11 protein-coding genes are annotated in these 14,608 nt (G+C 63.7%); 7 read left to right on the plus strand and 4 right to left on the minus strand.

Going from position 1 to position 14,608, the window contains the following annotated elements:
- Positions 1–67 precede the first annotated feature (67 nt).
- The 3 genes from AB5Y54_RS13705 to AB5Y54_RS13715 all read left to right on the plus strand — a co-directional run bounded on the left by AB5Y54_RS13705 (position 68) and on the right by AB5Y54_RS13715 (position 4,087).
- Positions 68–1,924 (plus strand): beta-N-acetylhexosaminidase, encoded by a 1,857-nt coding sequence (locus AB5Y54_RS13705; RefSeq protein WP_368153915.1) that lies wholly within the window; start codon positions 68–70, stop codon positions 1,922–1,924.
- A gap of 192 nt (positions 1,925–2,116) precedes the next feature.
- Positions 2,117–3,670, plus strand: a complete 1,554-nt coding sequence (locus tag AB5Y54_RS13710; RefSeq protein ID WP_041212609.1) for a PAS domain-containing methyl-accepting chemotaxis protein — start codon at positions 2,117–2,119, stop codon at positions 3,668–3,670.
- Between the two features lie 66 nt (positions 3,671–3,736).
- Positions 3,737–4,087 carry an MGMT family protein gene (locus tag AB5Y54_RS13715; protein WP_052814358.1) on the plus strand — a complete coding sequence of 117 codons (351 nt, stop codon included), beginning with the start codon at positions 3,737–3,739 and terminating at the stop codon, positions 4,085–4,087.
- 83 nt (positions 4,088–4,170) lie between these two features.
- Here AB5Y54_RS13715 and AB5Y54_RS13720 read toward each other — a convergent pair whose 3' ends face one another.
- Together AB5Y54_RS13720 and topA are read right to left on the minus strand one after the other, a co-directional pair.
- Complete coding sequence (locus AB5Y54_RS13720; RefSeq protein ID WP_174213896.1) at positions 4,171–4,341, minus strand: hypothetical protein; 171 nt, start codon at positions 4,339–4,341, stop codon at positions 4,171–4,173.
- Between the two features lie 115 nt (positions 4,342–4,456).
- Positions 4,457–7,078, minus strand: coding sequence for a type I DNA topoisomerase (gene topA, locus AB5Y54_RS13725; protein WP_368153916.1), 2,622 nt, complete (start codon positions 7,076–7,078; stop codon positions 4,457–4,459).
- A 360-nt stretch (positions 7,079–7,438) separates the two neighbouring features.
- On the opposite strand from topA, the gene astB reads away from it, so the two are divergent.
- The gene (gene astB / locus AB5Y54_RS13730) at positions 7,439–8,776 is read left to right on the plus strand and encodes an N-succinylarginine dihydrolase (RefSeq protein WP_324034091.1); all 1,338 of its coding nucleotides are present in this window, start codon (positions 7,439–7,441) and stop codon (positions 8,774–8,776) included.
- A gap of 230 nt (positions 8,777–9,006) precedes the next feature.
- Here the strand turns inward: astB and sohB are convergent, their stop codons facing one another.
- Positions 9,007–10,014: a protease SohB gene (gene sohB, locus AB5Y54_RS13735; protein WP_151027462.1), complete on the minus strand. Its 1,008-nt coding sequence runs from the start codon at positions 10,012–10,014 to the stop codon at positions 9,007–9,009.
- 224 nt (positions 10,015–10,238) lie between these two features.
- Between sohB and AB5Y54_RS13740 the strand changes: the two genes are divergently transcribed.
- Together AB5Y54_RS13740 and AB5Y54_RS13745 are read left to right on the plus strand one after the other, a co-directional pair.
- Positions 10,239–10,994 carry a YciK family oxidoreductase gene (locus tag AB5Y54_RS13740; protein ID WP_039040520.1) on the plus strand — a complete coding sequence of 252 codons (756 nt, stop codon included), beginning with the start codon at positions 10,239–10,241 and terminating at the stop codon, positions 10,992–10,994.
- 89 nt (positions 10,995–11,083) lie between these two features.
- On the plus strand, positions 11,084–11,968 hold the full coding sequence (locus AB5Y54_RS13745) for a LysR family transcriptional regulator (RefSeq protein WP_042015608.1): 885 nt from the start codon (positions 11,084–11,086) through the stop codon (positions 11,966–11,968).
- 71 nt (positions 11,969–12,039) lie between these two features.
- On the opposite strand, the gene AB5Y54_RS13750 is transcribed toward AB5Y54_RS13745, so the two are convergent.
- On the minus strand, positions 12,040–13,212 hold the full coding sequence (locus AB5Y54_RS13750) for an MFS transporter (RefSeq protein WP_052814361.1): 1,173 nt from the start codon (positions 13,210–13,212) through the stop codon (positions 12,040–12,042).
- Between the two features lie 164 nt (positions 13,213–13,376).
- On the opposite strand from AB5Y54_RS13750, the gene AB5Y54_RS13755 reads away from it, so the two are divergent.
- The gene (locus AB5Y54_RS13755) at positions 13,377–14,516 is read left to right on the plus strand and encodes a MalY/PatB family protein (protein ID WP_010673889.1); all 1,140 of its coding nucleotides are present in this window, start codon (positions 13,377–13,379) and stop codon (positions 14,514–14,516) included.
- Positions 14,517–14,608 lie beyond the last annotated feature (92 nt).

A 14,608-nucleotide genomic window follows, 5' to 3' on the forward strand; every position in this document is an offset into this window, starting at 1 on the left:
GCCTTGCCGGGCCGACAACACCTGCGGGACAGGCTCCCGTTTCCTTCACCCCATCAGAGGAATTCCCATGTCCGCACCCCTGATCCACACCCGGGTCGATCACCGTGACGGTGACGATGTCTGGTTTCGCTTCACCCTGAGCCAACTGCCAGCAGCCCCCTGGAAACTCCACTTCTGCCTCGCCCGCCAGATCGATCCCCACTCGATCGAAGGGGGCTCCCTGGAGCGCCAGAGCGGCAGTTACAAGGTAATGGTGCCCCATGAGGGGGGGAGCGAGTTGCGCTTCTGCTGTCGCAACACCCCGCTCAAGCATGATTCCGATATGCCCAAGGGTTTCTTCCTGAGCCTGGAGAGCAAGGGGCAGCTGCAACCCCTGGTGCTGAAGGGGGAAGACCTTGGCCTGACCAACCCGCCTTCCCCGGGACCCGATCTGCCACAGGTGGAGGCCGTCAACGGCCTCGTGCCCCAACCCGCCCACCTGATTTATACAGAAGGCAACTTCCGGCTGGCCGAGCGGGCCCACGTCGACGGCCCCGTTCCCCTCGCCTCCCTGCTAGCCCATTTCAACGAGCTGACAGGCCTGGCCCTGACCCAGGATCACGATGCGGAGATCCACCTCGTCGAGGCGACACTTCCCCCCGAGGGGTATGAGCTCACCATCACCCCTGAGGAGATCGTCATCCGGGCCGCCGGCGAGGCGGGCTGGCGCCACGGGCTGGTGAGCCTGGCCCAGTGGGCGCTGCAACACGGAGAGAGCTTGCCCTGCCTGACGGTGCGGGATGCACCGCGCTTCGGTTTTCGCGGCATCTTCCTCGACTGTGCCCGCCACTTCCACTCCATCGCCACCCTCAAGCGCCTGCTCAAGCAGATGAGCCTCTACAAGTTCAACCGCTTCCACTGGCACCTGACCGATGACGAGGGGTGGCGCCTGGAGATCAAGGCCTTCCCCCAGCTGACCGCCGTGGGAGCCTGGCGCGGCCATGGACTGGCGGTGGGGCCCCAGCTGAGCGGCGGCCCCGACCCTTATGGCGGTTACTACACCCAGAGCGAGGTGCGCGAGCTGGTCGCCTACGCCGCCGGGCTTGGCATCACCATCATTCCGGAAATTGACATCCCGGGGCACTGTCACGCCGCCATCAAGGCGCTGCCCGAGCTGCTGGTGGAAGAGGCAGACCGCTCCCGCTACCTCTCGGTGCAATATTTCGACGACAACGTGCTGAACCCGGCCCTGCCCGGCACCTATCGATTCCTGGACGCCGTGATGGACGAGGTGTGCGATCTCTTCCCCGGGAGTCAGGTTCACATGGGGGGGGACGAAGTGCCCACCGGCGTCTGGACCGACAGTCCCGCCTGCCAGCAGCTGATGGCCGAGCAGGGGTATCAGGATTGCCGCGAGCTGCAGGGGCACCTGCTGCGCCACTGCCAGCAGTACCTGGCCAGCAAGGGCAAGCAGATGCTGGGGTGGGAGGAGATACTGCACGGTGACAAGGTGAGCCGGGAGGCCACCGTCTTCGCCTGGACCAGCTTCCAGGCCGGCCTGGATGCCGCCGCATCCGGTTACCCCGTGGTGATGGCGCCTGCCCAGCACCTCTATCTGGATCTCGCCTGGAGTCAGGACATCCACGAGCCGGGACTCTACTGGGCAGGTACCCTCAACCTGGCGCAGGTGCATACATGCGATCCTGCCCCGGCCGATTTCCATGCCAACGATAACATCCTGGGGGTGCTGAGCCCCTTGTGGTCGGAACTGATCACCTCTCGCGATCGTCTCGACTACATGTTGTTCCCGCGCATGCTGGCCACGGCAGAGGTGGCCTGGAGCACTCCCGCCCGCAAGGTGTGGGAGCACTTCGTCGCCCGTCTGCCCGGCCAGCTGCACATCCTCGACCAGTTGCAAGTGCGTTACCGGGTGCCACAGAGGTAGTGTTATCTTTTTCTTTTCGGCGACCTTTTGGTCGCCGTTTTTTTACCCATCGACAACAAAAACCCAACCTAGCCCCTACTTTTCATCTGCCTTTGTTGGCAAAATAAGGCCCCCGATGAAACCAGACAGGGGATGCACCTCCCTGCGGTTCCGCCACAATAACAATCAGCAAACAGATCGGAGCTTACCCTTATGGCCCGCAAACACGCCCAGGTCGTGGACAGTGAAGTGGAATTTCCCGCCGACGTGCAACTCGTTTCCACCACGGATCTGCGCGGCGTCATTACCTACGCCAACCCCGCCTTCTGCCGCATCGCCGGTTACCAGGTCGATGAACTGGTCGGCCACAACCACAACCTGGTTCGCCACCCCGACATGCCCAAGGCCGCCTTCGCCGACCTCTGGGATCGCCTCAAGGAGGGCAACCCCTGGCGGGGAGTGGTGAAAAACCGCTGCAAGGATGGCCGCTATTACTGGGTCGACGCCTACGTCACCCCCATCTACGAGCACGGCAAGATAAGCGGCTACCAGTCGGTGCGCTGCAAGCCCGACCCCCAGCTCAAGCAGGCTGCCGCCCAGGCCTATCGGGCCCTGCTTTCGGCCGAGCAACGGGGCACCCCGGCCCGCCCCTCGCTGCGCCGTTTCAGGCCGCTGATGCTCGGCCTGCCGCTGTTGGCGCTGCTGGTCTGGGCCGCCCTCACCCAGGGCCCCCTCACCGCGCTGCTGATGCTGCTTCCCCCCCTCGCCATTGCGGGCGCCTACTGGCGCGAGCTCATCGCCTTGCCCCGCTATCTCAGGCAGCTCGGTCAACAATATGACAGCCTGACCCGGCTGGTCTATTCGGGGGATGCACCGGGTGCCATCGCCGATTTTCACCTGAAGATGCTGCAGGCCCGGATCCGCACCGTGCTGGGGCGGGTCGACGATGCCACCCATCCGCTTCAGGCCCTGGCAACCGATCTGCAGGACTCCTCACACCGCGCCTTCCTCGACATCAACGAGCAAGATGCCCAGACCCAGCAGATGGCGGCCGCCATGACCCAGATGGCCAGCACCGCACACGAGATTGCCCGCAATATTCAGGACACTAACGGCCAGGTGACCGAGGCACGCAGCAGTTGCCAGAGCACGGTGGAACAGCTGGATCAGACCCAGCAGCAGATGACCAGGCTGGCCAGCCAGGCGGAGCAGGCCTTCCACTCCGCGGTGGAGCTCGCCAGCGAGTCGGAGCGCATTGGCAGCGTGATGGGTGAAATCCAGGGCATCGCCGAGCAGACCAACCTGCTGGCCCTCAACGCCGCCATCGAGGCCGCCCGTGCCGGCGAGCAGGGGCGCGGCTTTGCGGTGGTGGCGGACGAGGTGCGCACCCTGTCGACCCGTACCCACAAGGCGACCGAGCAGATCCAGGGCAGCATCAGCCAGATCCAGCACACCCTGGAGCGCTGGCAGGGCATGATGCAGGACAACCTGGCCCAGACCCGGGAATGTGTCGAGATGACCCGCCAGGGATCAGGCAACCTGCACCTGGTGCTGGGGGAAATCGATCAGGTGACCGAATTCTCCACCCAGATCGCCGCCGCCGCGGAGCAGCAGCAGGTGGTGGTGGAGGAGATCAGCCGCAACATCCACCAGATCTCCGAATACTCCCGCGCCAACAGCCAGAAGATCCAGGCGGTGGACGACTCCAGCCAGGAGCTGCTCAGGCGGGCCCGCGAGCTCAGGGGACTGAGCCAGACCTTCGGCTGACAGATTGCAAGCCCCATGACAGAAGCGCCACAATGGCGCTTCTGCTGTTTTTGACGAGCCATCATCATGAGAACGAAAGCGCCCCCCCTGGACAAGACGGCCCGCATCGAGGCGATCCTGGCCCTGATCCCCCCCGGCCGCGTGGTGAGCTACGGCCAGGTGGCGGATCTCGCGGGCCTGCCCGGACGAGCACGACTGGTGGGCAAGGTGTTGCGGGAAACCGACAAGGTGCTGCCCTGGCATCGGGTGCTGGGGGCGGCAGGCACCATTTCGCTGCCAAAAGGATCCGCAGGCTTTGATAAGCAAGCGGGGCTGCTGCAGGAGGAGGGGGTGCCCGTGATTGGCGGGCGGGTCAGGATGCGGGAGTGGCAGTGGCAGCCCGACCTGGCCGAGCTGCTCTTTCTGGTTCCCTTCTGACGAGGCTGGCACGCCCCGAAGGGATGGGGGCTCTTGCAACAAAGGGAGGGCCTCTGTGGTCGCCCTCCGTCGCGTTCTCTTCCCTAGTCGCCGGCAATGGGCCCCAGAATGTCATCGCTGCGCACCTGTACCGGGATGGTCTCATCCTCCCGTTGCAAGAGCACCAGCAGACTCTGTCTGTCCACCTCCAGCACATAGGCGGTTCCTTCACGGGTCAGGCAGGTCATGCCCGGCTGTATTTCATGTATCTCCATGACAACTCCCTGTCTTGCGCTGCCATCCATGCAGCCATTCCAGTATATCGCCATCCACCAACAAAGAAGCCCCTCGCAAGGGGCCTCTTTCATCATGCTGTGAGCGGCGTCGCCATCAGGCTTTCTTCGCCTTGGGCAGGCTCTCCTGCCATTTTCCGTTGTCGTAATGGGCTGTCCAGCCGGTCGCCTTGCCGTTGACCTCGGTCATCACGTACTGCTCCTTGGTCTTGCGGCTGAAGCGCACCACGGAGGCGTTTCCGTCAGGATCTGACGCCGGGGCATCCGCCAGGTACTGGTGCTTGGGGGAGAGGCGATCACGGAAGCGCTTGAGCTCCTCCACCAGGGGCGCACGGGTCTCGCGGGATTTGGGGAAGTTGCTGGCGGCCAGGAAGAGACCGGCAGCGCCGTCCCGCAGCACGAAGTGGGCGTCGGACTGGGTGCATTTCAGCTCGGGCAGGGGTACCGGATCCTCTTTCGGCGGTGCAATGTCGCCATTTTTCAGGATCTTGCGGGTGTTCTTGCAGCTCTCGTTGGTGCAACCCATGTATTTGCCGAAGCGGCCGTTCTTGAGCTGCATCTCGGAGCCGCAGCGATCGCACTCTATGCTCGGCCCTTCGTAGCCCTTGAGCTTGAACTGCCCCTGCTCCACCTCGTAGCCATCGCAATCCGGGTTGCGACCGCAGACGTGCAGCTTGCGGCTGTCGTCGATGATGTAGGCGTCCATGGCGGTGCCGCAGATCCCGCAGCGATGCTTTGCACGCAGAGCATCGGTTTCCGCCTCGTCCCCGTCGGTGGCGGAGACGAACTCGTCCGCACTGACCAGGTTGATGGTCTTCTTGCAGCGCTCCTTGGGCGGCAGGGCATAGCCGGAGCAGCCGAGGAAGACGCCGGTGGTGGCGGTACGGATACCCATCTTGCGGCCACAATCCGGGCAGTCGATGTCGGTCAGCACCATCTGGTTGGCACGCATGCCCCCCTCTTCGTGGGGCTTGTCGGCCTGCTCCAGCTCCTGGGTGAACTCGGCGTAGAAGGCGTCGAGCACCTTCTTCCACTCCAGGCTCCCCTCGGCGATGCCGTCGAGCTTGTCTTCCATCTTGGCGGTGAACTCGTAGTTCATCAGCTCGACGAAGTTCTCCACCAGGCGGTCGGTGACGATCTCCCCCATCTTCTCGGCGAAGAAGCGGCGGCTCTCGACCCGCACATACCCACGGTCGACGATGGTGGAGATGATGGAGGCGTAAGTGGACGGACGGCCGATACCGCGCTTTTCCAGCTCGCGCACCAGGGCCGCTTCGGTGAAGCGGGCGGGCGGCTTGGTGAAGTGCTGGCGCGGATCCAGCTTGACCAGTTTCAGCACCTCACCGACGGTCACCGCCGGCAGCTGGCTGTCTTCACCCTTGCGGCCCATGGGCGGCAGGGCCTTGGTCCAGCCGGCGAAGCGCAGGGTGCGACCGCGCGCCTTGAGCTCGAACTCCCCTGCCTTGACGGTCAGGGTGGAGGAGTCGTACTGGGCCGGGGTCATCTGGCAGGCGACAAACTGGCGCCAGATGAGGTCATAGAGCCGCATGGCATCGGGCTCCATCCCTTCCAGCATCTCGGCGGTCACCTGGACACTGGAGGGGCGGATCGCCTCGTGGGCCTCCTGGGCATTGGCCTTGGCGCCGTAGAGGTTCGGCTCGCTCGGCAGGTAGGCGGCACCATACTGCTCGCCGATGTATTCCCGCACCGCGTCCACCGCCTCTTTGCTGAGGTTGGTGGAGTCGGTACGCATATAGGTGATGTAACCCGCTTCATAGAGACGCTGGGCCATCATCATGGTCTTCTTGACCCCGAAGCTCAGACGGGTAGAAGCGGCCTGCTGCAGGGTGGACGTGATGAAGGGAGCGGACGGCTTGGAGCCGGTCGGCTTGTCTTCCCGGTTGACCACCTTGTAGTCGACCCCTTCCAGGGCCGCCACGGCGGCGAAGGTCTCGGCCTGGGTCACCGGCTTGAAGTCGGCACCGTTGCGGCTGACCACCTCCATGCGCAGCTCGCTCTTCTCGGCGGTGAGCAGGTCGACGTTGAGATCCCAGAACTCCACCGGCACGAACGCCTTGATCTCGCGCTCCTTGTCGACGATGAGGCGCACCGCGACGGATTGCACCCGACCGGCGGAGAGGCCGCGGGCCAGCTTCTTCCACAAGAGCGGGGAGACCATGTAACCCACCACCCGGTCGAGGAAACGACGGGCCTGCTGGGCGTTGACGCGATGAATGTTCAACTCGGACGGCTGGGCGAACGCCTCCTGGATGGCGCTCTTGGTGATCTCGTTGAACACCACGCGCTTGTAGCGGCTGTCGTCGCCACCGATGATCTCGCGCAGGTGCCAGGCGATCGCTTCCCCCTCTCTATCCAAGTCGGTTGCGAGATAGATGGTGTCGGCCTTGGCGGCCAGACTTTGCAACTCGCTGACCACTTTTTCCTTGCCGGGCAAAATCTGGTAGTTGGCCTGCCAGCCTGCGGTCGGGTTGATGCCCATCCTTGAGAACAGGGCGTTGCGATCCTTGGCCGCCTTCTCGGATTCGCTGAGCTTGATGCCGCGAATGACAGGTTTTTTGGGCTCGGTGCTGGCGCTGCCGCTGGTCGGCAGATCGCGCACGTGGCCTACGCTGGATTTCACCACGTAGTCCTTGCCCAAATATTTGTTGATGGTCTTGGCCTTGGCCGGAGACTCCACGATGACCAGTGATTTGCCCATGCTGTAACTATTATCCTCATTGCACCCGACGGGGTTGGCGTGCGGTTTTGTGGGGCTGTATAAGAGATTTGACGGGAAAAAGCAATCTTGCGGGTCAATTTGCCCGACAGCCCGAACCGCCCTGCTTCTTTATTTATTAATGCGAAGCCGGGGCGCGGGAAGCAACCGCTTTTTTGTTTTTATGCTATATCCCCCCCTTTTTTAGATTGGAAATGACATATCCAGCCACCCTTGTGACATAAAAACCCATTCTGGTTATCAGCTTGTTACAAAGGATGAAATCTCTTTATAATGGCCGCACACCGCAGCTTTGTGCGCGGAAGGAACCGCTCCCCATATAAAAATCGAAAGGATGTGATCATGAAGCACTTCGAGGTCAACTTCGACGGCCTGGTCGGCCCCACCCACAACTATGCCGGCCTCTCCTATGGCAACGTCGCCTCCCAGAGCAACGCCAAAGAGGCCTCCAACCCCAAGGAAGCGGCCAAGCAGGGGCTGCGCAAGATGAAGGCGCTGACCGACCTCGGCATGGTGCAGGGCGTGCTGGCGCCACAGGAGAGACCGGATCTCGCGACCCTGCGCCGCCTGGGCTTCACCGGCAACGATGCCAGCGTCCTGGCCCAGGCCGCCAGACAGGCCCCCGCCGTGCTGGCCGCCTGCTACTCCGCCTCCAGCATGTGGACCGCCAACGCCGCCACCGTCTCCCCGAGCGCCGACACCCAGGATGGCCGCATTCACTTCACCCCCGCCAACCTGACCAACAAGTTCCACCGCTCCCTGGAGCCCGAGGTGACCGGGCGCATCCTGCGGGCCGTGTTCAACAACGATCGCCACTTCTATCACCACCAGCATCTGCCTGAGAACGACCACTTCGGTGACGAAGGCGCCGCCAACCACACCCGGCTGTGCCGCGCCTATGGCGAAGCGGGGGTCGAGCTGTTCGTCTATGGCCGCAGCGCCTTCGACGTCTCCCAGCCCGCCCCCAAACGCTATCCGGCCCGCCAGACCCTGGAGGCGAGCCAGGCCATCGCCCGCCTGCATGGCCTTGGGGATGAGAGCGCGGTCTTCATTCAGCAGAACCCGGACGTGATCGATCAGGGGGTGTTCCACAACGACGTCATCGCGGTGGGCAACCAGAACGTGCTCTTCTTCCACCAGCAGGCGTTCCTCAATACCGAGGCTGCGCTGGCCGAGGTGCGTACCAAGTTCGGCGACGGGGAACTGCATTTCATCGAGGTGCCGACTGCAGAGGTGTCGGTGCAGGATGCGGTGAAGTCCTACCTGTTCAACACCCAGATCCTCACCCTGCCATCCGGCGAGATGGCGATCATCGCCCCCACCGAATGCCGCGACAACCCGGCGGTGTCCGCCTATCTGGCCAGGCTGGTGACCCTGGGCACCCCCATCAAGGACGTCCACTACATGGACGTGAAGCAGAGCATGAGAAACGGCGGCGGCCCCGCCTGTCTGCGCCTGCGGGTTGCCATGAACGACACCGAGCTCGCCGCGGTCAACCCGGCCTGCCTCATCACCGACAACCAGTTTGCCCGCCTGGATCAGTGGGTCGAGAAGCACTATCGCGACAGCCTGGCGCTGGACGATCTGCGGGACCCCTCCCTGGTGCTGGAGACCCGCACCGCCCTGGACGAGCTGACGCAGATCCTGAAACTCGGCTCCGTCTACCCCTTCCAGCGCTGAGGTGCGCCATCGGCCTGCAGAGCCGACGCAATAAAAAAAGAGAGCCGGGCAATGCCCGGCTCTCTTTTTAGTCCTTTGCACTGAGCTATAAAACCTGTTCATGAGCTGTAGCGAGAGATCGTCAGCAAGGTGAAGAGCAGCGCAGGAACCGGAGTGTGTAGATACACATGAGAATTCCGAGCAGCACATGAGCCTTGATCACGACCTCGCAGTAAGCTCGAAACAGGTTCTCAGCGCCAGGGGCTCTGCTGCCACAGCCGGCCAAGGCCGGCCTCCAGCCCCAGTGCCGCCTGCTTGCCAAGCTTCTGGGTCAGGCTCCTGGGTTTGCTGTAGCGGATGCCGACCACCTTGTGATGGCTGGCCTGGGCCAGCAGGTAGTCATCGCTGGTGCAAAGCGCATCCACCAGTCCGAGCTGCTTGGCCTGGCTCGCCAGCCAATGCTCGCCGGTGGTCACCTTGTCGATGTCGAGACCGGGTCTGTGCTCGGCCACGAAGGCCTTGAACTGTTCGTGGATGGCCCCCAGCTCCTCGCGAAACTTCTCCCGCCCCTGATCGTCGTTCTCGCCGAACATGGTGATGGTGCGCTTGTACTGGCCTGCGGTGTGCATCTCGAATTCGATGTCGTGCTTCTTGAGCAGCTTGTTGAAGTTCGGCATCTGGGCAATGACACCGATGGAGCCGACGATGGCGAACGGCGCCGCCAGGATCTTGTCCGCGACGCAGGCCATCATGTAGCCACCGCTCGCCGCCACCTTGTCGATGGCCACGGTCAGCGTGATGTCCTTGTCCCGCAGCCGCTGCAACTGGGAGGCGGCCAGGCCGTAACCATGCACCACGCCGCCGCCGGATTCGAGACGCAGCAGCACTTCGTCCCCGGGCCGGGCCACGCCTATCACGGCACTCACCTCTTCCCGCAGGGAGGCCACTTCCTTGGCATCCATGCTGCCGTTGAAGTCGATGACGAACAGCCGGCTACGCTCATCCTCCCCCTTGGCTTTGGCCTTGTGCTCGGCCTTGCGGGTCTTCTCCATCTGCTTGCGCTCGGCCTTGCCCGCCAGGGCTGCCTGCAGTTGATGGCGCCCCTGCTCCAGCTCGCCGGAGAGATCGGTCACCACCAGTTCCCCCTTGCGGGATTTGGGCTGGCGGCTGCTCGCCACCATCAGAATGACGGCGCCGATGGCCAGCAAGAAGGTGAGGGTCTTGGCCAGAAACAGGCCGTATTCGGTCAAAAATGCCACTTGATGCTCCGCTCAATGTCCGTTTTTTTCACATAGTAAGGAGTTTGCCCCCCTCGCGCAAAAACTCTGCCATCTCCCGTGCCAAGGACGGAGGGATCGACGCTATCGCCCTGTTTTATTCACATTTTTGCCGTCTCATACTGGTCAACTGCCGGGCCGGGTCAGTACACTTGCCCACTCGATTCGTTGCGCCAAGCCGCCAGGCATTGTTAACAGGAGTCCACATGCTCGACTATCAGGCCCCCCGTGATCTGCTCAAGGACAAGGTCATTCTGGTGACGGGTGCCGGTGACGGCATCGGCCGCGAAGCGGCCCTCACCTATGCGGCCCACGGTGCCACCGTGATCCTGCTCGGGCGTACCAGTGCCAAGCTGGAGGCGGTCTACGACCAGATTGAAGCGGCCGGTCACCCCCTGCCCGCCATCGTACCAGTGGACTTGAAAGGGGCTACTGCCGCCCACTACCGCGGCATGGCGGAGACCTTCGCCCAGCAGTTCGGCCGCCTCGATGGCGTGCTGTTCAACGCCGGGCTGCTCGGCACCCTGTCGCCGTTCGAACACATTCAGGAACAGGAGTGGGACGAGGTGATGCAGGTCAACGTCAAATCCGAATTCCTGCTGACCCAGGCGCTGCTGCCCCTCATTCGCCAGACCGCCAAGGAGCACGGCGAGGCGTCCATCGTCTACACCTCCTCCAGCGTGGGCCGCAAAGGGCGCGCCTACTGGGGCACCTATGCCATTTCCAAGTTCGCCGTCGAAGGCATGATGGAGGTGCTGGCGGACGAGCTGGAGAACACCAGGGTGCGGGTCAACACCCTGAACCCGGGCGGCACCCGCACCAGGATGCGGGCCAGCGCCTTCCCGGCGGAAGATCCGCAAACCCTCAAGACCCCGGCCGATCTGATGCCCCTCTATCTCTACCTGATGGGGCGTGACAGTCAGGGCCAGAGCGGCAAGACCTTCGTGGCCCAGCCCAAATAAATCAACAAATCAACCAGATGGGATTACAGTGAAGAGGGGGTGCCAAGGCGCGCCCTGTTGAATCCCATCGGCCCCAGACAGGTTGCACTATGTTTCGTCCCAAGAGCACGTTTGAGCAATGGCGGATCTTTCAGGCGGTGGTGGACTGCGGCGGTTATGCCCAGGCTGCCGAGGCGCTGAACAAGAGCCAATCCTCCCTCAATCATGCGGTTGCCAAGCTGCAACAGAGTCTGGGGGTGGCCCTGCTGGAGGTGCGGGGGCGCAAGGCGGTGCTGACGCCGGCGGGGGAGATCTTCCTCAAGCGGGCGCGCCAGCTCAGCCAGCAGGTGGAAGAGCTGGAGAACCTGGCCAACAACCTGGAGCGGCAGTGGGAGCCGCAGATCAACCTCTATGTGTCCGTGGTGCAGCCGCGGGAGCGCCTCTACCGGGCGCTGGCCCACTTCTATCCCCGCAGCCGCGGTTGCCGCATCAACCTGCACGAGCGGATCCACTGCCACTTCAATGCGCTGCAGGCGGGAGATCTGATGCTCTCCGAGCACCTGCCCCAAGATCGCACCGGCCTGCCGCTGGACGAAGTCTGTCTGCTTCCTCTGTGCGCAGCGGGCCACCCTCTTGCGGAGCAGGGAGAGCCCATCACCGCCGAGGTGCTGGCCAGCCACAACCAGATAAGCCTGCATCCCCCCATCCACCGCTCGGTGGACTGGAACGATGCGGACGACACCGGCTGGAAGGCGACCCACTATCATGAGGTGCTCAACATGGTGCGCCTTGGCATGGGTTACGCCTGGGTGCCCCGCCACCTGGTGCAGGAGGAGCTCGCCGAGGGCTCGCTGGTGCAGCTCGATCTCACCGGCGGCAACGAACGCTATCTCTACACCTACCTGCTCACCCCCTCGGTGGAGGCGCTGGGGCCGGCGGCCGAGCTGCTGCTGCGCTGCCTGCGCATCGAATACCAGGGAGACAACCCCAGGTAAGGCCGCTTCTTCCCCGCACGACCGGGGCACTGGTGCCGGCACATCCAGGCATCGGCTCCCTTTTGCATCCCCTATACGTTGGGGACCCGCCAGCAGGCGGCCAGCGCCATCAGCGCCAGGGCCGCCGCCACCATGAAGACCCCGTGGAAGCTCCAGAGCTCCGCCACCGTCCCCGCGATGGCCCCCGCCATGATGGAGCCGGTGCGGATGCTGTTGGAAAAGAGCGTGGTCGCCACCCCGGCGCGCCCCGGCATCAAGTCCTGGAAATAGGACATGCCGATGCCGGCCACGATGCCGATGAAGATGGCATTGAGCAGTTGCAGCGCAATGAGGGCATGCTGGCTCGACAGGGTCACGAGACCGCCATAGAAACCGACCCCGGCCAGCACCGCCAGCAGCATCATGGGCCGCTTGCCAAAGCGCCGGGTGTAGTAGCCCGCCAGCAGCATGAAGGGGATCTCCAGGGCCGCCGCCGTGCCCATCAGCAAACCGGCCAGCTTCTCCTCCAGCCCCAGCTCGCGGGTGATGTAGAGGGGCATGTTGATGAGGTACATGCTGTTGCAGGTCCACATCAGGGTGGAGGCGATGAAGAGCGCCCGCACCGACGGATCCCGCCAGCTGCTCACCCGCTCCACCTCGCTGTCCATCACCGGCAGCGGCAGGGAGGGAAGCCAGCGCCACACCACGAAGGCGCAGATGACATAGGCCAGCGCCGAGGCCAGATACATCACCTCGAAGCCGTAGCCGATGGCGAGCGCGAAGGCGATGGGCGGCCCTATCACCCAGGCCAGGGAGAACTGGGCCCGCAGCACCGAGCTGAACATGTCGGCCTGTTTGTTGCGGCTGTCGGCGTATTCCCGCGCCAGGGCGAACAGCTGCGGGCTGGCGGTGGCGGTCAGGCTCGCCAGCAGCACCCCCAGGCTCACCAGCAACCAGTACTGCCGGTTCCAGGCAAACAGCAGGGAGAGCACGATGCCGGCAAAGCAGCAGCGCAGGATCAGCTGCTTGCGATCCCCCTTGTTGTCGGAGCGGTGGCCGAGCCACTGGCTGATGAGGATGCCGATCACCGCGTTCACCGTGTAGAAGAGCCCCACCAGGAAGGGGCGCACCTGCACCTCCTCGGCCAGAAACAGGCTCAAGGTCGGCACCTGCAGCGCCACCGCCACCCCGGTCATGAAGGTCACGGCGAGAAACGAGAGAGAGACGGGATCCGGCCTCTTGCGGGCAGCAGACAGCAAACTCATAGAGATACCATTGATATGGAAGAAAAAAAGGAGCCAGATGCGGGCGGGCTTGGCGTATGGCGGCGGCTATTTTATGTCATTATCAACAGCCACCTCAAGGGTTGCGGGGGGGCGTCCAAGTCCGTACATTGGAAGCCCATCCAGCGCCAGTACAAGGATTTAACATGTTTGATTTTGACCGGGAAATAGATCGCAGCGGTACCATGAGCCTGAAATGGGACAAATACAAGGGTCAGGATGTCCTGCCCATGTGGGTCGCAGACACCGACTTCGTCTCTCCCCCCGCCGTACTGGAGGCCCTTACCAAACGGGTCGCCCACGGCATCTTCGGCTATTCGCGCCCCTCTCCCCGGCTCATCGAACTCATCGTATCCCGTCTGGCCAGCCGCTATGGCTGGACCATCCAGCCCGAATGGCTCGTCTTCCTGCCCGGGGTGGTGCCGGGCCTCAATCTCGCCTGCAAGGCCTGGAGCCAGCACGGGCGCGGCATCATCACCCCCAAGCCGGTCTACTACCCCTTCCTGCAGGCGCCGGGCTTCAATGACCGCCCCCTGCTCACCGTCCCCGTGGTGGAGGAAGAAGGCCGCTGGGTGCTGGATCTCGAAGAGCTTGAGCGTCAGGCCCCCTCGGCGGATCTGCTGCTGCTGTGCAACCCCCACAACCCGGGTGGCACCGTCTTCACCCGGGAAGAGCTGCTGGCCATCGACGCCATCGCCGAGCGCCACAACCTGGTGATCTGCTCCGACGAAATCCACTGCGACCTGCTGCTGGACAAGGATGCCCGCCACATCCCCTATGGTGCCCTGAGCCCGGAGGCGGCCGAACGCTCCGCCGTCATGATGGCGCCGAGCAAGACCTTCAACATCGCGGGGCTGTGCTGCTCCTTCGCCGTGATCCCCAATGCCCGCCTGCGGCTCAAGCTGCAACAGGCGATGCGCGGCATCAGCGCCGACGTCAATCTGCTGGGGTTCGTGGCGGCCGAGGCGGCCTATGAGGGGGGCGAGCAGTGGCTGAATGAACAGCTCGACTACCTGGCCGGCAACCTGGCCCTGATCGAGCAGGCCGTGGCCCGCTGGCCCGGCGTCAAGCTGGCCCGCAACCAGGCCACCTACCTCGCCTGGATCGACATGAGCGCCCTGGGCCTGGACGATCCCGTCGCCTTCTTCGAACAGGCGGGTGTGGGTCTCTCTCCCGGTGCCCAGTTCGGCAACGGCCAGTTCGTGCGGCTCAACTTTGGCTGCACCCGGGCCCGTCTCACCGAGGCCCTGGCCCGCATGGAGAAAGCCATTCTCCAGACCCGCTAGCGAACCGTCCCGGGCGGCGGCCCCAGGCCGCCCGATGCGCGCAAAAGCGGTAAAATCCGTTCAGCTTCCCGTCTGATACGGATAAGATGAGG

The sequence above is a fragment of the Aeromonas sp. s9 genome (genome assembly GCF_040907765.1).
Taxonomy (GTDB): domain Bacteria; phylum Pseudomonadota; class Gammaproteobacteria; order Enterobacterales; family Aeromonadaceae; genus Aeromonas; species Aeromonas caviae.